Annotated in this window: 10 protein-coding genes; 8 read left to right on the forward strand and 2 right to left on the reverse strand. The window is 66.9% G+C overall.

All coding sequences use genetic code 11. From position 1 onward, the window contains the following. Window positions 1–220: 220 nt before the first annotated feature. The 8 genes from QMZ25_RS15400 to aceK all read left to right on the forward strand — a co-directional run bounded on the left by QMZ25_RS15400 (window position 221) and on the right by aceK (window position 8,047). Window positions 221–514 carry a LysM peptidoglycan-binding domain-containing protein gene (locus tag QMZ25_RS15400; protein WP_283219894.1) on the forward strand — a complete coding sequence of 98 codons (294 nt, stop codon included), beginning with the start codon at window positions 221–223 and terminating at the stop codon, window positions 512–514. A gap of 47 nt (window positions 515–561) precedes the next feature. Beyond that, entirely contained in the window at window positions 562–1,068 is a 507-nt protein-coding gene (locus QMZ25_RS15405) for a hypothetical protein (protein ID WP_053515624.1), read from the forward strand. A 296-nt stretch (window positions 1,069–1,364) separates the two neighbouring features. Then, window positions 1,365–3,587 carry an NADP-dependent isocitrate dehydrogenase gene (locus QMZ25_RS15410; protein ID WP_279941999.1) on the forward strand — a complete coding sequence of 741 codons (2,223 nt, stop codon included), beginning with the start codon at window positions 1,365–1,367 and terminating at the stop codon, window positions 3,585–3,587. Window positions 3,588–3,895: 308 nt separating this feature from the next. Then, window positions 3,896–4,861 carry a hypothetical protein gene (locus tag QMZ25_RS15415; protein WP_283219895.1) on the forward strand — a complete coding sequence of 322 codons (966 nt, stop codon included), beginning with the start codon at window positions 3,896–3,898 and terminating at the stop codon, window positions 4,859–4,861. Next, entirely contained in the window at window positions 4,854–5,402 is a 549-nt protein-coding gene (locus QMZ25_RS15420) for an ATP/GTP-binding protein (protein ID WP_065174394.1), read from the forward strand. Before QMZ25_RS15415 ends, QMZ25_RS15420 begins: the two co-directional genes overlap by 8 nt. Then, window positions 5,395–5,811 carry a roadblock/LC7 domain-containing protein gene (locus QMZ25_RS15425; protein WP_053515632.1) on the forward strand — a complete coding sequence of 139 codons (417 nt, stop codon included), beginning with the start codon at window positions 5,395–5,397 and terminating at the stop codon, window positions 5,809–5,811. The genes QMZ25_RS15420 and QMZ25_RS15425 overlap by 8 nt, the downstream gene beginning before the upstream one ends. Before the next feature lie 53 nt (window positions 5,812–5,864). After that, complete coding sequence (locus QMZ25_RS15430; protein ID WP_074900004.1) at window positions 5,865–6,224, forward strand: hypothetical protein; 360 nt, start codon at window positions 5,865–5,867, stop codon at window positions 6,222–6,224. Window positions 6,225–6,316: 92 nt separating this feature from the next. Continuing rightward, window positions 6,317–8,047, forward strand: coding sequence for a bifunctional isocitrate dehydrogenase kinase/phosphatase (gene aceK, locus QMZ25_RS15435; protein ID WP_053515635.1), 1,731 nt, complete (start codon window positions 6,317–6,319; stop codon window positions 8,045–8,047). 17 nt (window positions 8,048–8,064) lie between these two features. On the opposite strand, the gene QMZ25_RS15440 is transcribed toward aceK, so the two are convergent. Together QMZ25_RS15440 and QMZ25_RS15445 are read right to left on the reverse strand one after the other, a co-directional pair. After that, window positions 8,065–9,639: a sensor domain-containing diguanylate cyclase gene (locus QMZ25_RS15440; protein ID WP_065174395.1), complete on the reverse strand. Its 1,575-nt coding sequence runs from the start codon at window positions 9,637–9,639 to the stop codon at window positions 8,065–8,067. 115 nt (window positions 9,640–9,754) lie between these two features. Beyond that, a complete protein-coding gene (locus QMZ25_RS15445; RefSeq protein WP_065174396.1) occupies window positions 9,755–10,771 on the reverse strand; it encodes a cupin-like domain-containing protein in 1,017 nt (338 codons plus the stop codon). Window positions 10,772–10,835: the final 64 nt, after the last annotated feature.

Genomic DNA, 10,835 nt, shown 5'->3' on the forward strand with positions numbered 1-10,835 from the left:
AGGCGGTTACGGGTAGCGACGGGCCACGCCCGGCGAGCGCAGCGGTCCCAGCCACCGCCGCCGGGCATGGCCCGGCGCTACCGGTGGAGCAGCGGGCAGGGGGTGTCCATCTCCCGATTGTTCAGCCCCCCGGGGGGGCGGCTTCACATCTGCACCATCCCCATTTAACAACCGCCATGGCACCGTGCGAACCACGTAGTCATGCAGACGGGAGTTGTGGATGAGTACCGAGAAGAAAGCTGATTTCTCCGGCGTCAGCGCCAGCGTCGACAGTACCGCCCAGCAGGCACCGAAGGTGGACTTCTCCGGCGTCAGCGGCTCGGTGGACAGCACCGCCGAGGTGGTCAGCGGCGGCACCTACACCGTGCAGAAGGGGGACTCGCTGTCGAAGATCGCCAAGGCGCATCTTGGCGACGCCAATGCCTGGAAGAAGATCTTCGAAGCCAACCGGGACGTGCTCGATGACCCGGACAAGATTTTCCCTGGCCAGACCCTGAAACTGCCACCGAAGTAAGCCGGCCGCGCCCGCACGCCATCCGACAATCCTGGGAGGAACACCGAATGATCAAGACCACGCCGCTCCAGACCGCCCTGCTGACCGCCCTGTTGGGCAGCGTCGCCCTGGTGGGTTGCAAGAAGAAGGAAGAGTCGACCGACAGCAATGCAGCGCCCGCTGCCACCGCCCCGGCCGAAACGGCCCCGGCACCGATGACCGGCGCGCCGCCGCCGATGTCTGAGGCGGCAGTAGCCGTCTCCTCCGTCTCCGTCGGCAAGACGGCGGCAGCGGACAAGTCCGTCGCTCCGGCAGCACTGTTCGCGCCGAAGGACGATGTGATCGTGTCGGTCCGCACAGACGGTGCTGCCAACAACGTCAACGTCGGCGCCAAGCTGACCTTCCAGGACGGTCAGGTCGCCGGCGAGCAGAATGCCACGCTGAACACCAGCGGTGCCGAGACCACCAACATCACCTTCAAGAATGCCAATGGCTGGCCGGCCGGCAAGTACCGCGCCGAAGTCATGGTTGATGGTAAGGCGGCCGGAACGCCGCAGGAGTTCGAGGTCAAGTAAGTCCTGCCGACTCTCTCCCGGCAGGGCTCACGATGGACGCAGCCGCGAGGCTGCGTCTTTTTTTTTGCGTGACACCCCCAGCCGGGTGAATCACTGCGTTGCAGTACCGGCGCGTATGGCGCGGCTTTGCCCCGCGCGGCTGAAAACGCGACAATGCAGGGGTTTCCCCGCCGCGCGCCCACCCTGACGGCGACGGGGGAAAGCGTGGGGCCAGGCCCCGCGCGAGACACGGTTGCACGTGGTCCGGCGCTGCCGCCGGGCTTTCCCTGAGCACTGCTACAGAGTCCAAGTCCCCCATGTCCAAGATTCTCTACACGCTGACCGACGAAGCCCCGTTCCTGGCCACCCAGTCGCTGCTGCCGATCGTCGATGCCTATACCGCCACTGCTGGCATCGTGGTGGAAACCCGCGACATCTCGCTGTCCGGGCGCATTCTTTCGCAGTTCCCGGAACTGCTGGGCGAGGAGCAGAAGGTCAGTGACGACCTGGCCGAGCTGGGCCAGCTGGCGACCACGCCGGACGCCAACATCATCAAGCTGCCCAACATCTCCGCCTCGGTGCCGCAGCTGAAGGCGGCCATCAAGGAGCTGCAGGACCAGGGCTATCCGTTGCCGGATTACCCGGAAACGCCGGCCGACGACCAGCAGCGCGACTACAAGGCGCGCTACGACAAGGTCAAGGGCAGCGCGGTGAATCCGGTGCTGCGCGAAGGCAACTCCGACCGTCGCGCGCCGCTGTCGGTGAAGAACTATGCCCGCAAGCATCCGCATCGCATGGGCGCCTGGTCCGCCGATTCGAAGTCGCACGTCTCGCACATGGACGCGGGCGACTTCTATGGCAGCGAAAAGTCGGCAACCCTCGCCAACGCCGGCACCCTGAAGATCACCTTCCATGGCAATGACGGCAGCACCGTCGTGCTGAAGGAAAAGACCGCGGTCAAGGCCGGTGAGATCGTTGATGCCGCCGTGATGAGCCGCAAGGCGCTGGCTGCCTTCATCGACGCGCAGATCGCCGATGCCAAGAGCCAGGGCGTGCTGTTCTCGCTGCACCTGAAGGCGACCATGATGAAGGTCTCCGACCCGATCATGTTCGGCGTGGTCGTGGAAGAGTTCTACAAGGACGTGCTGGCCAAGCACGCCGACGCCATCCGGCAGGCCGGTTTCGATGCCAACAACGGCATCGGAGACCTGGTCGCGCGCCTGCCGACGCTGCCGGAGGCCACCCGCGCCGCCATCGAAGCCGACCTGAAGGCCGAGTACGCGCAGCGCCCGGGCCTGGCGATGGTCAACTCGGACAAGGGCATCACCAACCTGCACGTGCCGAGCGACGTGATCGTCGACGCCTCGATGCCGGCGATGATCCGCGACTCCGGCAAGATGTGGAATGCCGAAGGCAAGCTGCAGGACACCAAGGCGGTCATCCCGGACCGCTGCTATGCCGGCGTCTACCAGGCCGTCATCGACGACTGCAAGGCGCACGGCGCCTTCGACCCGGCCACCATGGGCTCGGTGCCGAACGTCGGCCTGATGGCGCAGAAGGCCGAAGAGTACGGCTCGCACGACAAGACCTTCCAGATCGCCGCCGACGGCGTGGTCAAGGTCACCGATGACGCGGGCAGCGTGGTGTTCGAGCACGCGGTGGAGGCCGGTGACATCTGGCGCATGTGCCAGACCAAGGACGCCCCGATCCAGGACTGGGTCAAGCTGGCGGTCGAGCGCGCGCGCCTCAGCAGCACCCCCGCCGTGTTCTGGCTGGACGCTGCCCGCGCCCATGACGCGCAGGTCATTGCCAAGGTCGAGCAGTACCTGAAGAACCACGACACCGCCGGCCTGGACATCCGCATCCTGCCGCCGGTGGAAGCCACCGCGTTCTCGCTGGCCCGCATCCGCAAGGGCGAAGACACCATCTCGGTGACCGGCAACGTGCTGCGTGACTACCTGACCGACCTGTTCCCGATCATGGAGCTGGGCACCAGCGCCAAGATGCTGTCGATCGTGCCGTTGATGGCCGGTGGTGGCCTGTTCGAGACCGGTGCCGGCGGCTCGGCTCCCAAGCATGTACAGCAGTTCGTTGAAGAGGACTACCTGCGTTGGGATTCGCTGGGTGAGTTCCTGGCGCTGGCAGCGTCGCTGGAGCATCTGGGCAACCGCTACGACAATGCAGCAGCCCGTGTACTGGCCAAGGCGCTGGACGAAGCCAACGGCCAGTTCCTGGACAACGACAAGTCGCCTTCGCGCAAGCTCGGTGGCATCGACAACCGTGGCAGCCACTTCTACATCGCGCTGTACTGGGCGCAGGCCCTGGCCGCGCAGGACGAGGATGCCGCACTGAAGGCACGCTTCGCCCCGCTGGCCAAGGCCCTGACCGACAACGAGCAGAAGATCGTCGAAGAGCTGATCGCAGTGCAGGGCAAGGCCGTGGACATCGGCGGCTACTACCGCCCGGACGTGGAAAAGGCCAGCAAGGCGATGCGCCCGAGCGCGACCTTCAACGCCGCGCTGGAGCAGCTGCGCGGTTGATCCATCGCCTTTCGGTCGTGACCCCGGAACCCGCGCTTCGGCGCGGGTTTCTTTTTGGCTCCGGGGTCAGATCCCCTTTTGCCATGCAAAAGGGATCTGACCCCAAGCGATGAAAACGTGACTTCCGTCAGCTGTCGGAATGCCGTCAATACGGCATGAAACTTGCCCGCGATGGCCGTCGCAGAACCGATGCGTGCGTACGCGCGGGCACTGTCAATCTGAGCGGTCGATCACGACGGACGCCGAGGGCGATGACCTAGCCTTGGCGACGCGAGATCGCCGGGGAGGCGGTCGCACGGGGAACACGGATGGCACGCGTGCTGGTAGTGGGAACCGATATCCAGGGAGAGCAGGCCCTGCTCAGGCGCCTGCGCATCGCTTCGGCCCTGCCTGACGGCCAGATCCGCCGCAGCCAGGATCTGGACGACTGTGATCTGCTGGTCATCCGCGATACACCCGCATTGCGCAGCGCGGCCCTGCGCATGCGCCAGCAGCGGCCCCGCCTGCAGTGCTGGATCGAAGATCCCGGTGGCCAGCTGCGCGACGGCGATGGCCAGCAGCGTGTGCTCGATGACGGCGCGATCGGCCGCGCACTGCGTGGCATGCAGCGCCCACCGGAACCCGTAATTCCACACGTGCCCGCGCCGATCCGCCTGGCCGATGGTGCACGCGCGATCACCCGCCTGCTGCGCGAGCGCTTGCCACTGCGGCAGGGATACGCGCTGCTGGGGGATGCCGCTGCGCCCCTGCTGCTGCTGGACCTGGAGCAGGACCAGGCCATCGCACTGCACGAGCCCGTCGTGGCATTGGTCGAACGCCTTGCGCGGGGGTTCGAACAGCTCTGGCTCGATGCGCTGACAGCAGCGCAGCTGCAGGCCCAGGCGGCAGATCGCACCCGGCAGCCATTGCGCCCGTTGCTGTGGCAGTGGGCGCAGCGCAGCCCGCATTGGCAGGCCCTGGACGAGCGCCTGCGCGTCGCCTCGGTGAAACTGCTGCGCTGGCCTGACTTCCGCGTACTGGGCCACGATCACGATGGCTTCCGCCTGTGCTCGCTGCTGCTCAAGCGCGCCTGTACGGTGGACGAGTGTGCCGTGCTGCTCGACCTTCCGCAGGCTGCAGTACGCGATTTCGTGCACGCCGCTTATCTGTGTGGCTATGCGCAGCTGCAACCGGCGCCTGCGGCGACGGTGACGGTCATGCGCGGCACGGGCAACGACAGCGGGCTATTGGCCCGGCTGTGGCGCCACCTGCGCGGGAGCGAACGCAATGCGTGAGCACAAGGTGGTCGTGCTGGGTGGCATGGGCAGCGGCAAGTCGACGCTGGTGCGCAGCATCGCCGCCGGCACGGTGGTGGACACCGACGTCGCCAACAGCGATCGGCTTGGCGCCGACAAGGCATCGACCACGGTGGCGCTCGACTACGCCGACATCGATCTGCCCAATGGCGAGCGTCTCCGCCTGTACGGTACGCCGGGTCAGCAACGTTTTGATTTCCTGTGGCCGATCCTGCTGCAGGGCGCGCGCGGCGCGGTGCTGCTGCTGGATGGCCGACGTGCCGGCGTGGCTGCCGAACTGGACGGCTACCTGCAGGTGCTGCGGCCGTTCGGACCGGCGCTGGCACTGGTGGTGGCGGTGACCCATCTGGACCAGGCACCGGCGGCCGCGATGGAACACTGGGCAGCACATGCGCAGATCGACGGCCAACCGCTGCCGCTGCTGCCGCTGGATGCGCGCGACCGCGAACAGGGGCTGTTGCTGATGGATGTGCTGATGAGCGAGATCGAAGCGTACGCGCTGGTGACCGCGCATGGCTGACGGACAGGCCGCACTGCTGCCCGATGCGCGCCAGCGCGAACGCCTGCAGCCGTTGCTGCAGGACCTGCAGCACCGGGTGGAAGGGGTGCGCACCGTGGTGCTGGCCAGTGTCGATGGCTTCGCGCTGGTCAGCGCCGGTGCCGAAGGGCGTGGTGAACGCCTGGCCGCGATGACCAGCGCAATGCTGGCGCTGGCGGCAGCGGTAGGGCGCGAGCTGGTCCTGGGAGACCTGCAGACGCTGATGCTGGAAGCCGCGGGCGGCAAGGTGCTGATGCTGGCCATTCACGGTGAAGGGCGTGTGCCGCTGCTGCTGATGGCAGCCTGCGACCAGCGCAGCGTGATCGGCCAGGTGCTGTGGCAGAGCAGGGAATGTGGCCAGGCGATCCTGGCCGAACTCGGCGGACCGTGAGCCCGGCCGCAGGGGAACGAGGGGCTCGAACCTACACCGACAAGGGGTGCAACGTGTCTGGATTGAATGAATCGTTGAATGCACTGATGGGTATCGATGGCGCGCAGGCCGTGGCGCTGGTCGACTATGAAAGCGGCATGCTGCTGGGCGAAGCCGGTGCGGGGATGGACATGGAAGTGGCGGCAGCCGGCAACACCGAAGTGATCCGCGCGAAGATGAAAACCGCAGCGTCGCTCAACCTCAACGACAGCATCGAGGACATCCTGATCTCGCTGGGCAGGGCGTACCACATCATGCGCCCGGTGGCCAGGAAGAAGGGCCTGTTCTTCTACATCGTGCTGGACCGTAGCAAATCCAATCTGGCATTGGCCCGGCGCAAGGTGCAGGAAGTGGAGGCCGAGCTGGCCATCTGAGCCGATGCCTGTTGGAGCCGGGCATGGCCCGGCTCTACCCATTCCACCCCACGCCGGCGTATGGTTGAGCCATCTTCCCCGGTGAGCCCTGCATGTCCACGCCTGACATCGCTGCCGAGCTGGCGCCGCGCATCGCAGGCGCCATCCGCGATGGATTCGAGCAGTACCATGCCCGCTTCGCGGCGATCACCGCCCGCGCGCGGCAGCGCTTCGAGCAGCGCGACTGGAACGGTGCCCGCCAGGACGCCGTCGAGCGCATCGCCCTGTACGACCTGTGCATCGCCGAGCAGATGGACGCACTGCGCAGGCTTGCCGGCGAGGCGATCGGCGAGCGCTCGCTGTGGTTGCAGGTGCACGGCGCCTACAGCGCCCTGCTGCAGGGGTTGATCGACGCCGAGCTGTACAAGACGTTCTACAACACGCTGTCGCGGCGGTTGTTCGCCACTCGCGGCGTGGACCCGGCGGTGGAGTTCATCGCCTTCGATGTCGAGCCGTCCGATGCGATCACCCATCCGGTCGCCCGCCACACCTATGCGGTCTCGCCGACGCGCCCGGTGGAGGCGCTGCAGCGGGTGCTGGCTGACTATCGCTTCGATGTTCCCTATGCGCACCAGCTGCGCTGTGCCGCCGCCATCGCCGTACGGTTGCAGGATGATCTTGCGCACTGGGGCGATACGCCGGTACGCAGCATCGAACTGCTGGATACCGTGTTCTACCGCGAGCGTCGCGCCTATCTGGTAGGGCGCGTCTTCGGCGAGCATCGCTTCTCGCCCTGCGTGATCGCGCTGGTCAACGACGAACAGGGCCTGCGTGCCGATGCAGTGCTGACCCGTCGCCGCGATGTCGCCCACCTGTTCGGTGTGTCGCGTAGCTATTTCCAGGCCGACCTGGCCACCGTCGGCGACGCCGTGGTGTTCCTGCGCAGCCTGCTGCCGGGCAAGCCGATCGACGAAATCTACACCGTGCTGGGCCGTGCCAAGCAGGGCAAGACCGAGCGCTACCGCACCTTCTTCCGCCATTTCAATGAACATCCACACGAGCGCCTGGTCCACGCCGAAGGCACCCCCGGCATGGTCATGGCCGTGTTCACCCTGCCCAGCTATCCGCTGGTGTTCAAACTCATCCGCGATCGTTTCGCCTGGCCGAAGGCGATGTCACGGCAGCAGGTGGAAGAGAAGTACGCGCTGGTGTTCAACCTGGACCGTGTCGGCCGCCTGCTGGACGCGCAACCCTATCGGCACCTGCGCTTCCCGCGCGACCGCTTTGCGCCGGCGCTGCTTGACGAACTGCTGGGCCAGTGCGCGCAGAGCATCCGCGTCGATGGCGACGAAGTGGAAGTGGCGCTGTGCTACGTGCAGCGCCGTTTCCGCCCGTTGAACCTGTACCTGCGCGAGCAGGGCGCAGAGCCGGTGCGCGCTGCGGTGCTCGACTACGCGCAGGCGATCACCGACATGGCACGCAACAACATTTTCCCGGGTGACATGCTGCCGAAGAATTTCGGTGTTTCACGTCACGGCCGCGCGGTGTTCTACGATTACGACGAACTGTGCCTGGTCAGCGACTGTGTGTTCCGTGCCTGGCCGCAGCCGAGCTCGCCGGAAGAGGCGATGGCCGACGAGCCCTGGTTCCACGTTGGCCCGCGCGATGTGTTCCCCGAACGCTTCGGCCCCTTCATGGGATTGCCGGCCGGCGAACTGGCGGCCGTGCGTGAGCACTATCGGCACCTGTTCGATCCCGGCTGGTGGCAGGCCCTGCAGGCCCGCTTCGCCAGTGGCGACTATCCGGACACGCCGCCCTATGCCGCCAGCCACCGGCTGGCGTAGCCCCGCGCGCCTGCGCTTCAGTCTGCGTGGGGGTAGACGATTACCCGGTTGCGCCCCTGTTCCTTGGCCAGGTACAGGGCCTTGTCGGCCAGGCGCAGGGCCTGCTCGGCATCGGCATGGAAGCTGGGGAAATGGGCCACGCCCAGCGACACCGTGATCGTGCCGACCGGTGCGAAGGGGTGATCGGCGATGTGCTGGCGCAGGCGCTCGGCGGCCTGGCGCGCAGGCTCGGTACCGATACCCGGCAACAGCAGCAGGAACTCCTCGCCGCCAGCGCGGCACAACAGATCGCTCTCGCGCGAGTGGCGGCGCATCTGCTCGGCGATATGGACGATGACGGCATCACCGACGTCATGCCCATGGCCGTCGTTGATCGATTTGAAGCGATCAATGTCCAGCGCCAGGATCGCGAAGGGAATGCCCTGCGCCTGCAGCGCATCCAGCGCATGCTGCAGCCCGCGACGATTCAACAGACCGGTCATCGGATCGGTGCGGCTGGCGCGGTTGAGCGTGCCGATCCGGTCCTGCAGTGCGTTGAAACTGTGCAGCACCGCATGCTTGAGCTGGGCAACCTCGAAGTACCAAGCGCGGATGCCGTTGACATGGCTGATCGCGTTGCCGGTGTCCTCGCCGGCCTGCACGTTGCGCGCCAGCTGCCACAGCGGCAGCGAAATGCGCCGGGCGAACCACCAGGTGATCACCAGTGACAACACACCCAGCGGGATCGCGTTCCAGATCACCGCCGACATCAGCCGCGACAGTGGCTGCAGGGTGGCTTCGGTGGGCCGCTGGGCGACGATGCCCCAGCCGGTGACAGCGACCGGGGCATAGCCGGCCAGCATCGATACACCGCGGTTGTTGCGTACCTGCTGCGCTCCCCGCTCACCGTGGATCACCGCCGTCACCGCCGGATTGCCGACCACATAGTCGCCCACCCGCTCGCCTTCGACGTGGTACAGCAGGCGGCCATGGCGGTCGACCACATACAGATACGAGCCGTCGCGATAGTAATGCGTACCCAGCAGCGTATGCAGCGCGCTGCGCTGGCGCAGGTACAGGGTGCCGCTGATATAGCCGCGGTACCGGCCCTGGCCGTCGAAAATCGGATGCGACAGTGAGACCAGCAGCTTGCCGGTGGCCGACTGGTAGGGATCGCTGATCATCGGCTGACGGGAGGCCAGTGCCGCATTGTTGCCCGCGCTGTGCAGGATCTCGCCCTGGAGCTGCAGCGTCTGGGGCGAGGTGGCGATCACCAGGCCATCGGCATCCACGACCAGCGAGGAGTTGAAGCTGCTCGACTGCAGCTGCAGGCGGCTGGCTTCGCCCTGCGCCTGGCGCGGATCCATGTCCGCCTCGCCCAGCCGGGTCGCGCTGTAGGCCAACTGCTGCTGGGCGGACAGCAGGAAGTTCTGGGTCGTCTCGGCCAGCTTGCTGGCATAGACGCGGTTGGCCTCCAGCGTGTTGCCGACCAGCTGGTCGCGTTGCACGCGGTAGCTGGCCAGCAGTGTATTGGCCAGGGCGATGACGGCGCTGAGCAGGGCGAGGGCCAGGATCAGCTTGCCCAGGTTGAGGCGGGGCGAAATCAGGCGCATGCGGAGCAGGATGGGGCGGGGGGGACCGCAATGCGGGCAGGCGCAGGCGGAATGCAGGCAGCATTATCGCCAGAAACGGCGTCGGCGCGGGTGAAGCCCGGCGCGACCGGCGGCCTCAGCGCTGCAGGCGGCGCAGCAGGGTCTGGCGCACGTGCGCGGCCGCGGCTGCGTCGAGCGTTCCCAGCACACCCTGCGCCTGCATCGGGATGTGTGCGGTCGCCGCCTCGCTGTCGGCGAACACATAGTGGTCGAACATCGCGCGCCACTGCGCGCGCTGTGCCGCAGGCAATCCGCGCAGGGCCAGGATCGACAGCATCAGGGCATTCATCGGCGAGTCCATCCAGGCCGGCACCGGCCGCCACCAGGTGTTGACCAGCACATTGAATGTTTCCAGACCTTCCATGTGGTGCCACCACAGTGAAGGGATGAAGACCGCATCGCCCGGTTCAAGTTCGGCCACCAGCGCCTGCTGCAGCGCCTGCGGGAAGCGCGGAAAGCGATCAAGGTCCGGTGCGTGGAAATCGACCAGGCTGATCGCCTGCCCTGCGGGAGTGAAATCGAGCGGGCCGATGTACAGGTTGTCGATCTGGTCCGGTGGGAACAGCGTCACCCGGCGGCGCCCGGCCGCCACGCATGCCAGGTTGTCCGGTACGTCCTGATGGGCGGCAATGCGCGAGCGGTTGCCGATCCAGATGCTGCTGAGAGGTTCGTCCACGCCCAGCTGCAGCGGATTGGCCCGGGTGAAGCCGGGCAGGAAGCTGTCCAGCGTCGTCGATGCCACGTAGATCGATGGCGGCGCCGGATCGGTGGCGTACTTCAGCAGCGTGGCCAGCACCACCTTCAACGGTACCTGCTCGCGGCGGAAGTTGAAGCCGCTCATGTCCGCGTTGTAGAACAGCCGGCCGCCGGCGTCGGGTGCTGCCGTGGTCGCGGTCACCGGCATCTGCCCGTGGTCGAACGCGGCCAGGTGCGCAACCGCCTCCGCAGGCGAGCGGCGCGCGGCCGCGACCAGGGGCCAGTGCGCGACCAGCCCGCGGATCACCTTCGGCGTGGTCCAGGTGTGCAGCCGGGCCGGCAGCTCATCCGGGTCCAGGTCCCGCACGTCATCGATGGGTCGGGGGTGGGGCAGCATGCGTGGACATCCTGGGCGTGATGGAGGGCCGGGCCCGTGCCCGGCGGCCTTGGGTCCGCGCATC

Source organism: Stenotrophomonas sp. RS-48 (assembly GCF_030053245.1).
GTDB classification, from domain to species: domain Bacteria; phylum Pseudomonadota; class Gammaproteobacteria; order Xanthomonadales; family Xanthomonadaceae; genus Stenotrophomonas; species Stenotrophomonas maltophilia_P.

Excerpts from the sequence above, each read along its gene's own strand:
- QMZ25_RS15440 (WP_065174395.1), bottom strand. The coding sequence starts at position 9,639 with ATGCGCCTGATTTCGCCCCGCCTCAACCTGGGCAAGCTGATCCTGGCC.
- QMZ25_RS15405 (WP_053515624.1), top strand. The coding sequence starts at position 562 with ATGATCAAGACCACGCCGCTCCAGACCGCCCTGCTGACCGCCCTGTTG.
- QMZ25_RS15445 (WP_065174396.1), bottom strand. The coding sequence starts at position 10,771 with ATGCTGCCCCACCCCCGACCCATCGATGACGTGCGGGACCTGGACCCG.
- QMZ25_RS15425 (WP_053515632.1), top strand. The coding sequence starts at position 5,395 with ATGGCTGACGGACAGGCCGCACTGCTGCCCGATGCGCGCCAGCGCGAA.
- aceK (WP_053515635.1), top strand. The coding sequence starts at position 6,317 with ATGTCCACGCCTGACATCGCTGCCGAGCTGGCGCCGCGCATCGCAGGC.
- QMZ25_RS15410 (WP_279941999.1), top strand. The coding sequence starts at position 1,365 with ATGTCCAAGATTCTCTACACGCTGACCGACGAAGCCCCGTTCCTGGCC.
- QMZ25_RS15400 (WP_283219894.1), top strand. The coding sequence starts at position 221 with ATGAGTACCGAGAAGAAAGCTGATTTCTCCGGCGTCAGCGCCAGCGTC.
- QMZ25_RS15420 (WP_065174394.1), top strand. The coding sequence starts at position 4,854 with ATGCGTGAGCACAAGGTGGTCGTGCTGGGTGGCATGGGCAGCGGCAAG.
- QMZ25_RS15415 (WP_283219895.1), top strand. The coding sequence starts at position 3,896 with ATGGCACGCGTGCTGGTAGTGGGAACCGATATCCAGGGAGAGCAGGCC.